General features: G+C 65.2%; 16 protein-coding genes. 8 read left to right on the forward strand and 8 right to left on the reverse strand.

All coding sequences use genetic code 11. The features are described 5' to 3' along the window. Positions 1-121 precede the first annotated feature (121 nt). Positions 122-418: a hypothetical protein gene (locus tag FJ943_RS23485; protein WP_140725318.1), complete on the reverse strand. Its 297-nt coding sequence runs from the start codon at positions 416-418 to the stop codon at positions 122-124. A gap of 163 nt (positions 419-581) precedes the next feature. On the opposite strand from FJ943_RS23485, the gene FJ943_RS23490 reads away from it, so the two are divergent. After that, positions 582-2,675 carry an alpha/beta fold hydrolase gene (locus FJ943_RS23490; RefSeq protein WP_140725321.1) on the forward strand — a complete coding sequence of 698 codons (2,094 nt, stop codon included), beginning with the start codon at positions 582-584 and terminating at the stop codon, positions 2,673-2,675. A gap of 54 nt (positions 2,676-2,729) precedes the next feature. Here FJ943_RS23490 and dinB read toward each other — a convergent pair whose 3' ends face one another. Then, positions 2,730-3,977 carry a DNA polymerase IV gene (gene dinB, locus FJ943_RS23495; RefSeq protein ID WP_140725324.1) on the reverse strand — a complete coding sequence of 416 codons (1,248 nt, stop codon included), beginning with the start codon at positions 3,975-3,977 and terminating at the stop codon, positions 2,730-2,732. A gap of 160 nt (positions 3,978-4,137) precedes the next feature. Next, positions 4,138-4,554, reverse strand: coding sequence for a helix-turn-helix domain-containing protein (locus FJ943_RS23500; protein ID WP_140725326.1), 417 nt, complete (start codon positions 4,552-4,554; stop codon positions 4,138-4,140). A 110-nt stretch (positions 4,555-4,664) separates the two neighbouring features. Between FJ943_RS23500 and FJ943_RS23505 the strand changes: the two genes are divergently transcribed. The 6 genes from FJ943_RS23505 to FJ943_RS23530 all read left to right on the forward strand — a co-directional run bounded on the left by FJ943_RS23505 (position 4,665) and on the right by FJ943_RS23530 (position 9,744). Next, on the forward strand, positions 4,665-5,543 hold the full coding sequence (locus FJ943_RS23505) for an NmrA family NAD(P)-binding protein (protein ID WP_140725329.1): 879 nt from the start codon (positions 4,665-4,667) through the stop codon (positions 5,541-5,543). Between the two features lie 37 nt (positions 5,544-5,580). After that, the gene (locus FJ943_RS23510) at positions 5,581-6,168 is read left to right on the forward strand and encodes a dihydrofolate reductase family protein (RefSeq protein WP_140725331.1); all 588 of its coding nucleotides are present in this window, start codon (positions 5,581-5,583) and stop codon (positions 6,166-6,168) included. A gap of 123 nt (positions 6,169-6,291) precedes the next feature. After that, the gene (locus FJ943_RS23515) at positions 6,292-7,173 is read left to right on the forward strand and encodes an SDR family oxidoreductase (RefSeq protein WP_140725334.1); all 882 of its coding nucleotides are present in this window, start codon (positions 6,292-6,294) and stop codon (positions 7,171-7,173) included. Between the two features lie 104 nt (positions 7,174-7,277). Next, entirely contained in the window at positions 7,278-8,216 is a 939-nt protein-coding gene (locus tag FJ943_RS23520) for an alpha/beta hydrolase (protein ID WP_140725337.1), read from the forward strand. 2 nt (positions 8,217-8,218) lie between these two features. Further along, the gene (locus FJ943_RS23525) at positions 8,219-8,749 is read left to right on the forward strand and encodes a dihydrofolate reductase family protein (RefSeq protein ID WP_140725548.1); all 531 of its coding nucleotides are present in this window, start codon (positions 8,219-8,221) and stop codon (positions 8,747-8,749) included. After that, positions 8,746-9,744, forward strand: coding sequence for a sigma-70 family RNA polymerase sigma factor (locus FJ943_RS23530; RefSeq protein ID WP_140725340.1), 999 nt, complete (start codon positions 8,746-8,748; stop codon positions 9,742-9,744). The genes FJ943_RS23525 and FJ943_RS23530 overlap by 4 nt, the downstream gene beginning before the upstream one ends. On the opposite strand, the gene FJ943_RS23535 is transcribed toward FJ943_RS23530, so the two are convergent. Both FJ943_RS23535 and FJ943_RS23540 read right to left on the reverse strand, forming a co-directional pair. Next, the gene (locus FJ943_RS23535; protein ID WP_140725342.1) at positions 9,713-10,468 is read right to left on the reverse strand and encodes an alpha/beta hydrolase; all 756 of its coding nucleotides are present in this window, start codon (positions 10,466-10,468) and stop codon (positions 9,713-9,715) included. The genes FJ943_RS23530 and FJ943_RS23535 overlap by 32 nt on opposite strands. Positions 10,469-10,584: 116 nt before the next feature. Next, positions 10,585-11,499 carry an alpha/beta hydrolase gene (locus tag FJ943_RS23540; protein ID WP_140725345.1) on the reverse strand — a complete coding sequence of 305 codons (915 nt, stop codon included), beginning with the start codon at positions 11,497-11,499 and terminating at the stop codon, positions 10,585-10,587. 120 nt (positions 11,500-11,619) lie between these two features. On the opposite strand from FJ943_RS23540, the gene FJ943_RS23545 reads away from it, so the two are divergent. Further along, positions 11,620-12,552, forward strand: coding sequence for a LysR family transcriptional regulator (locus FJ943_RS23545; RefSeq protein WP_140725347.1), 933 nt, complete (start codon positions 11,620-11,622; stop codon positions 12,550-12,552). Here FJ943_RS23545 and FJ943_RS23550 read toward each other — a convergent pair. The 3 genes from FJ943_RS23550 to FJ943_RS23560 all read right to left on the reverse strand — a co-directional run bounded on the left by FJ943_RS23550 (position 12,530) and on the right by FJ943_RS23560 (position 14,158). Next, positions 12,530-13,273: a 2OG-Fe(II) oxygenase gene (locus tag FJ943_RS23550; protein WP_140618029.1), complete on the reverse strand. Its 744-nt coding sequence runs from the start codon at positions 13,271-13,273 to the stop codon at positions 12,530-12,532. The genes FJ943_RS23545 and FJ943_RS23550 overlap by 23 nt on opposite strands. After that, a complete protein-coding gene (locus FJ943_RS23555) occupies positions 13,270-13,818 on the reverse strand; it encodes a methylated-DNA--[protein]-cysteine S-methyltransferase (RefSeq protein ID WP_140725349.1) in 549 nt (182 codons plus the stop codon). The genes FJ943_RS23550 and FJ943_RS23555 overlap by 4 nt, the downstream gene beginning before the upstream one ends. A 121-nt stretch (positions 13,819-13,939) precedes the next feature. After that, positions 13,940-14,158: a hypothetical protein gene (locus FJ943_RS23560; RefSeq protein WP_224526894.1), complete on the reverse strand. Its 219-nt coding sequence runs from the start codon at positions 14,156-14,158 to the stop codon at positions 13,940-13,942. Position 14,159 lies beyond the last annotated feature (1 nt).

A 14,159-nucleotide genomic window follows, 5' to 3' on the forward strand; every position in this document is an offset into this window, starting at 1 on the left:
GCCGCCCAACGGGCGTGCCGTGAAGAAGACCTATTGAAAGCCGGCGCTGGTGACGACCACCGCGCCGCCTGGTTCGGGACGTCGATCCGCAAAGCGTGAGCGACGGGGAGGGCTCCTCCGCTCACAATTCCTTCTCCGCCAGTTCCCTGAATGCGTCGGGTACTGAGCGGGCCGCTTCCAGGGCCACCGTATCGTAGCCGACCGCCTGTTTGCCGAAAGGCTGGCGGATCTTGTCGACAAGGCGGCCGAGGAGGCCTGGCCGGCGATTCATCGCCTCCCGGTTGGCCGCCTGTTTGTCCAGGTACCCCGCCAGCGCCAGGTCGTGGCGCTGCGGCGCGACCCGGTCCGGAGACCGCGACGTAAGCCAGGGATCGCCGTAAAACAGGAGCGGCCAGTCTGTTGGGTGCGGGAGCAGCATGGTATTCTCCATGACAGTTGTCAGCAGCACCGTGCGACACACCCGTCGGAATCGCGTTCGCGCCAGCGTGACGAAATCGTGAAAAGCGTCGCGCGACGCGGAAAGCCGGTTGAATTGGTATCGGCACCGGTAAAGGATTGCCGCTGAAGCTGTGGTGGATCCGATGGCGCGCCTCTCACTGTTGGGTGGGTTCGATTTCGCTGGCGGTGCCGTGGCCCCGTCCTTCACCCGCAAGGCGCGCGCCATGGTCGCCTATCTTGCGATCCATTCGGGGCATTCCCTCTCGCGCGAAAAGCTTGCCGCCCTGCTGTGGGGCGACACCGGCGAGCCGCAGGCACGCATGAACCTTCGGCAGGCTCTTTCTGTCGTGAGGAAGGCTATGCCCTCGGCCCATGGCGTTCGCTTCCTGACCGATGGCGACAGCATCATGCTGGCGCTGGATGATCTCGATTTCGACGTCGCCCGGTTCGAGGTGCTGGCCGCCGAGGCGGCACCCGAGCAGCTTGAGCAGGCCATCAGCCTCTATCGAGGCGATCTCCTCGATGGCTTCAGCCTGAAGGAGGAACCCTTCGAGGACTGGCTGCGGATCGAACGCGCACGGCTGCGGGCCACGGCCGTCTTGGTGCTGGAAAAGCTCGTCGCGCATTACTTCGCGCAGAACGATCTGGCGTCCTGCGTGCAGGCGGCGACACGCTTGCTAGCCTGGGAGCCGCTGCGTGAAGACGTCCACCGGGCCTTGATGCGGGCCTGTGCGGCCCAGGGCCGCGTCAATTTGGCGCTGAAACAATATGAGCTCTGCCGCGACGCCTTGCAGCGGCAGCTACGTGTTCAGCCGGAACCGGAAACGAGGCAGCTCTATGAACAGCTTCGGGCCCGACGCACGGCGTCGGCTGCTCCAGCAGCCGCCGGGCCGGTTGCGCCCGGTGCTCAGGCTGCATCGCCGCCGACCCACTATGTCAAATCGGCTTGCAGCAACATCGCGTATCAGGTAACGGGCAACGGCCCCGTAGACCTCATTTATGTGCCAGGCTGGGTTTCCAATCTCGACCTTGCCTGGGCATCGCCCAGGCTGGCGCATGTCCTGCACCGTCTCGGCTCTTTTTGCCGGCTGATCCGGATGGACAAGCGTGGCACCGGACTGTCGGATCGCAATGTCGGCCTGCCGACGCTCGAAGAGCGTATGGAAGACGTGCGCGCGGTCCTGGACGCGGTCGGTTCGAAGCGTACCGTCCTGTTCGGCAGCTCCGAGGGCGGCAGCATGTGCATGCTGTTTGCCGCGACCTATCCTGAACGCACGGCAGCCCTCATCTTGAACGGGACCTATGCCCGAGGTGTATGGGCGCCGGACTACCCCTGGGCCAAAACCAAGGCGCAGGTGGAAAGAGAACTCGTCGCCATCGAGCGCGAATGGGGAGAGCCGGCCGACCTCAGCAATGCCGCGCCCAGCCTGATGAACGATGCATTCGAGCGCGAATGGTTCGCGGCCTTCCTGCGCAATTCAGCTTCGCCCGCCGATGCGATCTCGCTGTGGTACTGGAGCACCGAAATCGACGTTCGGGAGATACTGGGAGCCATCCACGTTCCAACGCTAATCGTTCAGAGAACGGGCGATCGCTGGGTCAAGGCCGAGGAGGGGCGCTACCTGGCGAGACACATACCGGGAGCGAGCTACATCGAGCTCGCGGGCAACGACCATGTCATCTGGGGGGAAGGCTCCGATCGCCTGATCGATGAGATTCAGTCCTTTGTCAGCGGCACCTTGCCGGCGGCACCCGGCGAGCGTGTGCTGGTCACCATTCTCTGCGTGGACATCACCTCGCCATCCGCGTCCCCCGATGGCCAGGATTTGAGGCGGGGATATGTCGACGCGATCTGCGATCAAGTCCAACTGGCCCAGGGCAGGGAGATACGGCGCAACGCGAATGGCCTCCTCGCTGCCTTCCAGCGTCCGACGCGGGCGATCCAATGCGCCATGGCGATCCGCGACGGTTTGAAGCCATCCGGCCTCGGCGTCCGTGCCGCGGTGCATATTGGCGAGTGCGAAAAGCAAGACGGTGATTTAACCGGCACCGCCATCGACCAAGCAGTGCTGATGCTCGACCAAGCCTTGCCGGGCGAGATCGTTACGTCGCGCACAATCCGCGATCTCGTGCCGGGCTCCGGCCTTGTGTTTACAGAGCGCGGCGGGACGGAAACAGGCGCCGTGCCGGGAGGCGGGCAACTCTATGGGGTCGGTGCAGCGTCGGCCCGACAGTAGCGAAGCGCGCCATGGTGTCGGTTGGCGCGCCGTCGGGGACAGTCCCTTTTCCACTCAAAGCTCCTTTTCCGCCAGTTCCCTGAATGCGTCGGGCACCGAGCGGGCCGCTTCCAGGGCCACCGTACCGTAGCCGACCGCCTGTTTGCCGAAACGCTGGCGGATCTTGTCGATGGCGCGGTCGGCGCCGAAGCGCGCGAGGCCTTTTTGGCTGCCCGGGCGGCGCTTCTCGTCGGCGAGGCCGAGCGGCAGGTCGAGCTGCAGTTCGGCGCTCTCCTCCAGGTGCGAGACCGAGATCGCCAGCAGCGAGATCGTTTTCTCCCGGGGATGCTCGGCGAGCACGCCGCGCACCAAATCCCCTGCGATCTCGGCCAGCATGGCGGTCGCCGAGATCGGCTGTTCCAGCGTGATCGAGCGCGTGACGGCGCTGAGATCGGCAAAGCGCACGCGCACGGTTACCGTGCGGCCGGGGCGGTTCTTGGCGCGCAGCCGGCTGGCGACGCGATCGGCCAGATGCAGCAGTGTCGGCACGATCACTCGCGCCACGGCCGGCTTTTGCCCGAGCGCCGATTGCGCGCCGGCCGAGTGCGCCCGGCGCTTCGTCTGCAGCTTGCGCGGATCGCGGTTCCACGACAGCGCCGCGAGCTTTTCGCCGGCCGCGGGGCCTAGCAGCCGGGTCAGGGCGCCGCTGTGGGTCCGGGCCAGCTCGCCGATGGTCTCGACGCCGATCTCGGCCAAGCGCGCCCTGGTTGCCGGGCCGACGCCCCACATCAGCGAGACCGGCAAATCGTGCAGAAAGGCAAGCTCGGTGCCGGGCTCGACCACCACCAGCCCGTCTGGCTTGGCGACTTGCGAGGCGATCTTGGCCAGATGCTTGGTGCGCGCCACGCCGATCGAGATCGGCAGGCCGAGTTCGGCCCGCACACGGCCGCGGATCGCCGTCGCGATTTCCCGCGGGGAGCCGAACAGATGCGTGCAGCCGGCGACATCGGCGAAGGCCTCGTCGATGGAGATGCGTTCGACCACCGGCGTGAAATCGTCGAGCACCTTGATCGCCGCGTCGCCCAGCTGCTGGTAGTGGCTGAAATTGCCGCCGACGAAGATCAATCGCGGGCAAAGCTCGCGCGCCTTGCGTCCAGGCATGCCGCCGCGCACGCCAAAGGCGCGCGCTTCGTAAGAGGCGGCGAGTACCACGCCGCCGCCAACCGCGATCGGCTTGCCGCGCAGCGACGGGTCGAGCAGTTGCTCGACCGAGGCATAGAAGGCGTCGAGATCGGCATGCAGGATGGTGGCCGTCGTTTCCATCCTGTTCCGCTCATCCGCGATTGCTGATAGACAGAAACATATAGTGAACAAACAGAGATCGTTGTCAATTGGGTTTTTGCTGCATCGGTGTCCTTTGGGCGTAACCGAGGCGCGTAAAGTGCCTCCTTTTCCACAGGGCGGAAGGAGGCAGCGCCACTTCCTAGACAACATGCTCCGCCCGCAGTGCCGCCTTCATCCGTTCCAGCGCCGGCTCGCCGCCGGCCGCCAGTTCGTCGGCGATGCGGGCGAGTTTGTCGTCGGACTTGCGGTGCCTGCTGCCCCAGGCGCCGAGCGTGGCCAGCACCGGCAGGAGATCGATGCCGGCTTCGGTCAGCCGGTAGATCGCTTTCAGCCCGTGGCTAGGGTCGTCGCTGCGGGTGAGGATGCCTTCGTCCTGCAGCGTCTGCAGCCGCTCAGCCAATGTGCGCGAGGAGATGCCTTCATCGGATTGCAGGAACTCGCGAAAATGCTTTTTGCCGGCGAAGACCAGGTCGCGGATGATGAGCAGCGTCCAGCGATCGCCGAGCAGTTCCAGCGACAGGCTGATCGGGCAACCGGATCTTTCACGCGTTGACATCTCTATGGTTCCATTTTTAAATCACTTTACTATTGACATCGTTCTTTCCGTCGGTCAAACGCTTCCAAAAGTAAATCGTTAGATCGCAACTTGGCCAGCAGGAGGACGTCATGAGCCAGGCCGTCGCGAAAATCAGCACACCAAGAACCGTCGTGGTCATCGGGGCCACCAACGAGGTTGGCAAGACGGTCGCACAGGTCCTGACCGAGCGGGGGCATATTGTGCGCGGCGTGGCGCGCAGCCTGGGTGTCGCGCTTGACGATAGCGACGCGCTCGCCTCCGCCTTTTCCGGCGCCGACAGCGCCTATGTAATGATTCCGTTCGACGTCACGGCGCCGGATCTTCATCGCTTCGAAGATGAAGTCGGCGCGCGGCTGGCGGCGGCGATCGCGAAGTCAGGCGTGCGCCGCGTCGTGCTGCTCAGCGGCCTCAACGCCCATCTCAGGATGGGAACTTCGCTCGGCGCCGTCTTGATGGAGGACCGGCTGGCGCCGCTCGGCCTCGACGAACTGGTGTTTTTGCGCGCCTCATTCTTCATGGAGAACTTCGCCAAGGGCATGGGCTTTGTCCAGCAGGCCGCTTCCGGCATCTTCATGACGCCGTTCCGGGGCGATCTGCCGATGCCTTTGATTGCTGCCAGCGATCTCGGCCAGCGCGCCGCCGCGCTGCTGGACGCCACGCGTTTTCCAAGCGAGCGGATCATCGAATTGCATGGCGGCGGCTATTATACCTTCGAGCAGGCCACCGCGATCCTGGGCAGCGCGATGGGGAGGCAGGTCACTTACAAGGCGGCTCCATTCACTGAGGCGCGCGCCGGGATGATCGCCAACGGCCTGTCACCGAGCTTTGCCGATGCGCTCGGCGAAACGGCGGCGAGTTTCAACAAGGGTGAACGCTGGGCACTTGAGGCACCGTCAATCCGCAACGCCACGCCGACCACTTTCGAGAGCTGGGCACAAGCCTTTGCCCGTTCGCAAAGCGCGGCGTGATCCTTCCTGCCTGGAATCCGGAAACGAGGAGAACCCGATGAAAAAGCTGATCCTTCAGATGCAGATGTCGGTCGACGGCTTTGTCGGTGCCAATGAGAACCACCCCTGGCAACTCTGGGGATGGGGCGACGACATCGGTTGGGACGAGGAGCTGAAGCGTGATTTCAACGCGGTGTTTGCCGGCATCGACACCATCCTGCTCAGCCGCAAGATGGCTGAGGAAGGTTACCTCACCCATTGGGGCAACGCGGCGCGGAAATACCCGGCCGATCCGTTCTATGCCTTCGCCCAGCGTATCGTCGAAGCGCGCAAGGTGGTGCCGAGCGACAGGCTCGAGACCTCGCGATGGGAGCGCACGACGGTGGTGAGCGGCGACCTGCCGCGCGAAGTCAACGCATTGAAGGCGGGTGAGGGCGGCGACATGGCCGTCTTCGGCGGGGCCGGCTTTGCGTCGGCGCTGATCGCGGCCGGGGTGGTCGACGAGTTCCAGCTGTTCGTCAATCCGGCCGTGCTGGGCGCCGGCCGCCGCATCTTCGACCAAGGCGGGTTCCGAAACCTGCTTCTGCTTGGCTCGAAGGCTTATGGCTGCGGCATGGTGGTCAGCCGCTACGCGCCAGCGGGCTGATTACCGGCGTGCAGGCCGCACGCCGGTAAAAAGACGTTTGGCCGGAATCCTTTGCCCGCTTCTCTTCGTCTTCAAGGTGGGTCGCCGGAAGGGCGGCCGCATCAACGCTGAATGGAGAGACAGATGATCCTGGTGACAGGCGCCACCGGCCTGAACGGCAAGGCAATCGTGCGCGAGTCCGCGCGGCAGAAGCATCAAGTGAGGGCGCTGGTTCGCGATCTTAACCGGGCATCCGCGGCAGGGCTCGGCGGACTTGCCGGCGTCGAGCTGGTCGACGGCGACATGCGCCGGGCGGAGACGCTTGGCGCGGCTCTCGATGGTGTCGATCGCGTGCTGATGATTTCGACCGCCGCGCAAGACATGGTCGAGACGCAGTGCCGTTTTATCGACGCCTGCAAGCAGGCCGGCGTCGCGCACGTGGTGAAGTTTTCCGGTGCCGAATCCAACATCGGCTATGACGCGACGAAGTTCCGCTTCACGCGCATGCATGAGGAGGTCGAGCGCTATCTCGAAGGAGCCGGCATGGCGTGGACGCATCTGCGCCCCAGCCAGTTCATGCAGGTCTATCTGCGCGACGCGCCGACCATCGCCGCCGAGGGCGCCTTCTATCTGGCGCTTGGCGGCACCGAACTGTCGCCGGTCGATGTCGAGGACATCGCCAAGGTCGCCGTCCGGCTGCTGCGCGATGGCGGCCATGAAGGCGAGAGCCTCGACATGACCGGACCCGAAGCGCTGACGATGAGCGACATCGCGGCGCGGATTTCGCAGGCGATCGGCAAGCCGGTCCGCTACGTCGACATCAGCCCGCAAGAGCGGCGGCGCAACCTGCTGGGCGCCGGCGTTCCCGCCGACTTCGCCGATGCGCTGGACGAGCAGTTGGCCGAGCGGCTGCGGCGGCCGAAATCGCGGGTGCATCTGGCCACCCACGAGATGTTCGGCGTGCGCGCAACGCCGTTCGTCGAATTCGCCCAACGCCACGCGGCGATGTTGCGGGGCGGGGCGTAGGCCGCCGAAAAAACGCAGGTCGGCACGTATCCTTTTTGCCTGCCCGTCCGTCTCTTGCCTGAAGGTCGCGCCGGACCGCGATCGGCAACCACGGAGAAACACTCATGGCGAGCATGCAAAGTCAGGCAAACAGGAACCACTACGCCGCGCTCGCGGCCAATGCGGGCAAGTTGACCAGCCCGCAGGCGGTCATCGACTACAACGACGTCAATTGGACGGCGCTGACCGGCGAACCGGGCGGCGTCGATTATATCGACGTCGACGCCGGCGGCGTGCCGGCGATGTGGGTCGTGCCGAAAGGCGCCGACGAGCAGCGGGTGCTGTTTTACGCGCATGGCGGCGGCTTCATCGGCGGCTCGATCTACACGCACCGCAAGCTGGTCGGTCATCTCGCCAAGGCCATCGGCTGCCGGGCGCTGCTCTACGACTATCCGCTGGCGCACCAAGCGAAGCATCCGGCCCAGCTCGAGGCCGCGACATCGGCCTGGGACTGGCTCGTCGACCAAGGCTTCGACCCCAAGCGGATCGTGATCGCCGGCGACTCCTGCGGCGCGGTGCCGACCTATGGCGTCCTGCAGCGGCTGCGCGCGCAAAGGCGGCCACTGCCGGTCGCCACGCTGATCATCTCCGGCTGGTTCGACATGGCATTGACCGGCGCCAGCTACGAGACCAACCGCGACAAGGACCCGGCTTTCGCGAGGGAAGCCGTCGACTGGCTGGCGGCCAACTTCATCGGAGATGCCGATCGGCGCGATCCCGAAGTCAGCCCGCTCTACGCCGACCTCTCCGGCTTTCCGCCCGTCTTCCTGCAGGCCGGCGCCGACGAGACGCTGGTCGACGAAAGCCGCATGTTCGCCGAGCGGGCGAGGCAGGCGGGGGTCGAGACGCGGCTCGACGTCTTTGACGGCATGCTCCACTCCTTCCAGATGATGGCAGGGCGGGCGCCGGAGGCCGATGACGCCATTGCCCGCTTCGCCGCCTGGGTGCGGCCGAGACTGGGGCTGCCGGCCGCCGGTGAGAAGACCAGCGAAAAGGCCGCGTGAGCATGCGGCGGCTGATCGTGTCGAGTTTCGTCTCGCTGGATGGCGTCATCGAGGCGCCGATGACGTGGGCCTCGCCATTCTTCGTCGGAGAGAATGTGGACCATGCCTTGCAGGCGCTTTCGAACGTCGAGTTCTTCCTGCTTGGCCGCGCCACCTACGAGATGTTCTTCGCGCGCTGGCCCGGGGCCAAGGGTCCGTACATGGACCGCATCAACGGCCTGAAGAAGCTGGTCGCCTCGACGACGCTGAAGACGGTGTCGTGGAATGCCGCGCTGATCGAGGGCGACGTCGCCGAGGCGCTCGCGGCGCTGAAACGCCAGCCGGGGGGCGACATCCTGAAATATGGCGTGTCGCAGCTCGACCGCACCTTGCTTTCCACTGGGCTGGTGGACGAGTATCATCTGTCGATCGTGCCGACATGGGTCGGGCAGGGCAAGCGCGCCTTCGACGACGTCGGGCCGATCGATCTCGAACTGGTCGACATCAACCGTTTTGCCAATGGCGTGGTGACCCTGACCTACGTGCCGCGATGAACCAGCAGATCCGCAAATCCCCCGACACGGCACAAGGCATGCGGGCCTGGCCTGAGCCCGACCGCGTGTTCGACCTGCGCTATGCCGCGTTCCTGGAGACGGTTTCGCATCTGCGCGTCAGGCTGCATCGCTATTGCGCCCGCATGACCGGCTCGGCGCTGGATGGCGAGGACATCATGCAGGAGGCGCTGTTCGAGGCTTATCGCAAGATCGAGTTGCTCGACGATGCGCAGGCGCTGCGGCCGTGGCTGTTTCGCATCGCGCATAACAGGTGCATCGATTTCATCCGCAATCGCCGCACGCGGCACGCGGCCGAAGCCTTCTATGCCGACAACGACGTGGTGCAGCCGGTCGAGCCGGCCGGTCCGGGCGCCGGCCGCGCCATCGAGCGGTTGGTGGTGCATCTACCACGGAAGGAGCGCGCCTGCGTGCTGCTCAAGGACGTTTTCGACCATTCGCTGGAGGAGATCGCCGAGCTGGTCGGCTCGACACCGGGCGGCGTCAAATCGGCGCTCAATCGCGGCCGCGCCAAGCTCGCCGCTCTACCCGCGCAACCGGCCGCGGCGCCGCCACACGATCCCGAGCTGGAGCGGCTGCTTGATCGCTATGTCGCGCTCTTCAACGCCAGGGACTGGGACGGCGTGCGGGCACTGACCAGCGCCGATGCACGCCTCCAGGTGTCGGACTGCTACAGCGGCTTGCTGTCGGGTTCGCCCTACTTCGTCGAATATGAGCGCAGCGAACTGCCCTGGCGCGTGCGGCCAGGCGCGTTCGAAGGGGAGATGGTGCTGGTCGTCGACAGGCAATATGGCGAGGTCTGGCGGCAGGCATATCTGGTCCGGATCGGCGCCACGGGCGGGGTGATCGACAGCATCAGCGACTATTATGCCTGCCCGTGGATCCTGGAGATGGCAAACGCGGAGGGGATCTATCCTGGCCTCCTCGCCGGTATCGTTTCCCTGCCTACTTCACCGAGTCCACCGCCGCCAGGATAACATCGGCGACTTCGCGGGGCTTGGCGAGCATGGCGACGTGGCTGGTCGGCAACTCGGTGACCTTGGCGCCGATCGCCTTCGCCATCGCGGCCTCGGCCGCCGGCGGGATCATTCTGTCGTGCCTGGCGACGATGTACCAGCTCGGCTTTGTCTCATACGCGGCCGCGGTGAGCTTTTCGTCGAAGATACCGGAGAAGGCTGGTCCCTGGGTGGCGGCGATCACCCCGATTTCCGCCGGCGGCAGGTCTTGCGCGAAATATTTGGCGACACCCTCGGCGCTCAACCTGAGATAGCCGCCGCTGTCGGGTTGCAGCGCGCTTGCCCAGGGCGGCGGCTGACCCTTGCCAAGCTCGTTGATCGACACGCCCTTTGGCGCGAAGGCGGCGACGTAGACCAGCGCCTTGACCTTGTCGTTCACGCCGGCCTGGCTGATGACGACGCCGGCCCAGGAGTGACCGACGAGAATGACCGGACCCGGCTGGGCATCAATGACGCGCATGGTTGCGTCGACATCGGCGGCAAGCGAGCTCAACGGATTTTGCACAGCCACCACATTGAGCCCCTTGGCCTGCAGCAAGGGAATGACCTTGCTCCAGCTCGATCCGTCGGCGAACGCGCCGTGCACCAGGACGACCGTTTTCTTCGGGACATCGGCGGCTGACGCCGGTGCTGTCGCCGTCAGGAGAACGGCGGTTCCCAGAGCCAGGAAATGCGTTAACGGCATAGAATGTCTCCCATTGCCGCGACGGGCCGCACCCTTGCTGGGCGCGCTCCCGCTCGGCTTCATCGTTACAAAGGTCGGCCCTGGCTGAGCCCGCAGCGGTGGCTGAAGCGGTGCTGTTACTTGGCGAGGAAGTCTGTAATCAGCGTGACGGTGGCGTCCGGGTTTTCCTCCATGATCCAATGGCCCGATGCAGGCACGATGGCTCCGGTCACGTCACTGGCGACCAACCGCAAGATGTCGGCCTGCGTCGTTCCGGCCGATTTTTCCGCACCCGCCGCGAGCACTGGCATGGTCAGCTTGCCGCCCGTGGTGAGCATCGCCTGATTGTCGATCGCATCCTGGTCGAATGCCTTGAACTGCTCGAAGGCGTCGTGCATGGCATGTGGCCGGGCGTAAAGCTTGGCGTAGTGGACGCGCGTCGCCTCGTCGATTTTCTTGGGATCGGCCGACAATTCGTTGTAGAAGCGGTCGAGGTAGATGCGCTCGCGGCCCGCCACCAGCCGTTCCATGTCGGGGCCGCGGAAGTTGAAATGCCACAGCAGCGGGCTCTGCTTGATCTTGTCCCAGTCGCCTATGCCCGGCAGCGGCGCGTCGATGACAACCCATTTGGTGATGCGCTTCGGATACTGCGCGGCCAGCGCATAGCCGACCATGTTGCCGATGTCATGGGTGACCAGGTCGGCCTTGTCGATCTTCAGCGCGTCCATCACGCCGGCGATGTCGACGGCTTGGTTCTTCTTCGTGTAGCCGTCGTCGGGATGCGCCGAAAGGCCCATGCCGCGCAGGTCCGGCACGATCACGGTGTGGTCCTTCATCAACGCTATCGCAGCCGGCGCCCACATGTCGCCGGTGTCGGCGAAACCATGCAGCAGCACGACCGCCGGCCCTTGTCCGCCGACACGGACGTTCAGGCTGGTGCCGTTGGTCTCGATCGTCTGCGTCTTGAAGCCGGCCGGAAACGCGACAACGCGCGCAGAGGCCGGAACACTCATGGCCAGCAGACCAAGCACGACAACGAACGGACGAAACATGCTGCACTCTCCGAGCTTTTGTTCTGTGACCGCGGTATCGCGACCTGCACAATTATGGCACCATGTCCTTGATTTCGTTAGGTGGCTGTCGCCTGATGGTGAATTTGGGAAAGCCGAACAATGCTGAAGCTCGAATCGGCCGCCGCGTTTGTCGCCGTAGCGGAATCCGGTTCGATCAGCGAAGCGGCCAGGCGCATGAGCCTGTCGAAATCCGTCATCAGCGAGCGACTGTCGGAACTGGAGCGCGGCCTCGGCACAAAGCTGCTGGACCGCACCACCCGCAAACTCTCCATCACCGAGGCGGGACGAGGTTTTTACGAGCGCGCCAAGCGCATCATGCAGGAGGTGGCCGATGCCCGCGCCGAAATCGCCGAGCGCCGCGGCGAACTCGCCGGGCCGCTCAGGATATCGGCGCCGACCAGTTTCGGCATCCTCCATCTCGGCCCGGCGCTATATGGCTTCCTGGCCAAGCACCCGGGAATTGAACTGACGCTCGATCTTGAGGATCGTTTCGTCAGCATGGTGGCCGATGGCTACGATGCCGTTGTGCGTCATGGGCCGGTCGTCGAAGATGGACCTGTCATCGTCAAGAAGCTGGCTTCCAGCCGTCGCTTCCTGGTGGCCTCGCCGGATTATACCGAGCAATTCGGGTTGCCGGTGACCACCGATGACTTGAAGCGCCACAAGGGCATCATCTATTCCATCCGAGGTGCCGCCGACTGGCGGTTCAAGATTTCGCGGCGGCTGGTGACGATCCGCCCGGAAACCGCGCTGCGCGTCAACAATGGGATTTTGATGCGCGACGCCGCGCTTGCCGGCCTGGGCCTGGCGCTGCTCCCCGCCTACTTCATCCGCACCGAGATCGCCGACAAGCGATTGACGGTCGTCGATGTGGGTGCGGAGCCTGAAGGAGCCACCATCTATATCGCTTGTCCCGAGGATCGGCGCGGATCCGCCAAACTGCGCGCACTTACCGCATGGCTGCGCAACGCTTTCGGCGATCCGCCCTATTGGGAGCATGAGCCGGCGCTCACTTCGCATCGTGAAAAATGATGCCGACCGTGTGGCGCATGCCGGAGCGCAGGCGGCTGACGCCGTGGCGCAGGTTGACGCGGTAATTGCCCTTCGTGCCCTGCACCGGCCGGTTGTGGACCGCGAAAGCCACCGCATCGCCCTGGCGCAAGGGCACCACTTCGACCCGGCTCTGCATGCGCGGCCGCTGTTCGGTCAGCGCGAACTCGCCGCCGGTGAAATCCTCGCCCGGCTCGGAAAGCAGGATCGCCACCTGGAGCGGGAAGGCGAGGTCGCCATAGAGGTCCTGGTGCAGGCAGTTGAAGTCGCCGGGCACATATTGCAGCAAAAGCGGCGTCGGCCTGACCTGACCGGCGGCATGGCACTGGTCGAGAAACGCGCTATGCGTCGCGGGGTAGCGCATGGCGATCCCCATGCGCTCGTTCCAGCGGTTGGCGACCGCGGCCAGCCTGGGATAGAGCGCGCCGCGCAGGCCGCCGACCAGATCGGGCAAGGGATAGCGGAAATAACGGTATTCGCCCTTGCCGAAACCGTGCCTGGCCATGTGGATGTGGCTGCGGAAATGTTGCTCCTGGGGATAGAGGCCGGCGAGTTGCCGGCACTCATCGGCCGAGAGCAGCTTTTCCATCACCGCGCAGCCGAAGCTGTCGAGCTCGGTGGCGAGCGCCGGCCAGTCATAGGCGGTGATGCGTGTCTCGGCGGCTGCGACCAGCGGTGGCGCGACCCTGGCGTCGGCGTTCATATCGCGGCCTCCCTTTCCAGCAAGGCGCGCTTGCGCTCGATGCCCCAGCGGTAGCCGGACAGCGAGCCGTCGGCGCGCAACACCCGGTGGCAAGGAATGCCTAGCGCGACGGCGTTGGCGGCACAGGCCGTCGCCACGGCGCGGGCGCCATCCGGCATGCCGAGGCGCCGGGCTAGGGCGGTGTAAGTGACGGTGGCACCGCATGGGATGGCGCGCAGCGCCTCCCACACGCGCTGCTGGAAGGGCGTGCCGTGGCGCATGTCGAGCGGCAGGTCGAGACCGGCGCCGGGCGTTTCGATGAAGCGCGCTATCGCCGCGAGATCATCGCGCAGGCCGGCCGCGTCTTCGAGCAGCACCCTGCCGGGGAAGCGGTTGGCGAGGTCCTGCCGCAACGTGCCGGCGTCGGAGCCGATGAGGATGGCGCAGACGCCGATGGGGCTGCGCGCCGCCAGGATGTTTCCAAGCGCGGACTGGCCGATGGCGTAGCTGATGGTGTCAAGGACGCTGGTGGTTGTCGCCTGCATATCGGTTTGAATGTGGTTCATTGCCTTCACTCCTGTCTATGCCTTGACCCTAACGAACTGGCTGGTGCCGCTCACTCCGATGCTTGCTTTCAAATTCAATCCAGGAGGCTGAACGGCGAAAGCAAGTGCGGTTTGGACCGCCTCAAGCGACACGGGTGACGCCGACCTCGTCCAGCAAAAAAACTTCGCCTGATATCAGCCGCAGCTCGAACTCGCCGGTCGTCGTGCGGCTCCACTCGGCCTTGCCATCCTCGACAAGCGTGCCGATGACGGCCAACACCAGCGCCTTCGCGTCCTCCAGGCTGACGGCAGCGCCGTTGGCGACCTGACCGTTCGCACCGGTGGTGGAAGAACTGGCCATC

It is taken from the genome of Mesorhizobium sp. B2-3-10 (assembly GCF_006442275.1).
GTDB lineage: Bacteria > Pseudomonadota > Alphaproteobacteria > Rhizobiales > Rhizobiaceae > Mesorhizobium > Mesorhizobium australicum.

Coding starts and splice junctions, on each gene's coding strand:
- FJ943_RS23485 (WP_140725318.1), bottom strand. CDS start 418: ATGCTGCTCCCGCACCCAACAGACTGGCCGCTCCTGTTTTACGGCGAT.
- FJ943_RS23490 (WP_140725321.1), top strand. CDS start 582: ATGGCGCGCCTCTCACTGTTGGGTGGGTTCGATTTCGCTGGCGGTGCC.
- dinB (WP_140725324.1), bottom strand. CDS start 3,977: ATGGAAACGACGGCCACCATCCTGCATGCCGATCTCGACGCCTTCTAT.
- FJ943_RS23500 (WP_140725326.1), bottom strand. CDS start 4,554: ATGTCAACGCGTGAAAGATCCGGTTGCCCGATCAGCCTGTCGCTGGAA.
- FJ943_RS23505 (WP_140725329.1), top strand. CDS start 4,665: ATGAGCCAGGCCGTCGCGAAAATCAGCACACCAAGAACCGTCGTGGTC.
- FJ943_RS23510 (WP_140725331.1), top strand. CDS start 5,581: ATGAAAAAGCTGATCCTTCAGATGCAGATGTCGGTCGACGGCTTTGTC.
- FJ943_RS23515 (WP_140725334.1), top strand. CDS start 6,292: ATGATCCTGGTGACAGGCGCCACCGGCCTGAACGGCAAGGCAATCGTG.
- FJ943_RS23520 (WP_140725337.1), top strand. CDS start 7,278: ATGGCGAGCATGCAAAGTCAGGCAAACAGGAACCACTACGCCGCGCTC.
- FJ943_RS23525 (WP_140725548.1), top strand. CDS start 8,219: ATGCGGCGGCTGATCGTGTCGAGTTTCGTCTCGCTGGATGGCGTCATC.
- FJ943_RS23530 (WP_140725340.1), top strand. CDS start 8,746: ATGAACCAGCAGATCCGCAAATCCCCCGACACGGCACAAGGCATGCGG.
- FJ943_RS23535 (WP_140725342.1), bottom strand. CDS start 10,468: ATGCCGTTAACGCATTTCCTGGCTCTGGGAACCGCCGTTCTCCTGACG.
- FJ943_RS23540 (WP_140725345.1), bottom strand. CDS start 11,499: ATGTTTCGTCCGTTCGTTGTCGTGCTTGGTCTGCTGGCCATGAGTGTT.
- FJ943_RS23545 (WP_140725347.1), top strand. CDS start 11,620: ATGCTGAAGCTCGAATCGGCCGCCGCGTTTGTCGCCGTAGCGGAATCC.
- FJ943_RS23550 (WP_140618029.1), bottom strand. CDS start 13,273: ATGAACGCCGACGCCAGGGTCGCGCCACCGCTGGTCGCAGCCGCCGAG.
- FJ943_RS23555 (WP_140725349.1), bottom strand. CDS start 13,818: ATGAACCACATTCAAACCGATATGCAGGCGACAACCACCAGCGTCCTT.
- FJ943_RS23560 (WP_224526894.1), bottom strand. CDS start 14,158: ATGGCCAGTTCTTCCACCACCGGTGCGAACGGTCAGGTCGCCAACGGC.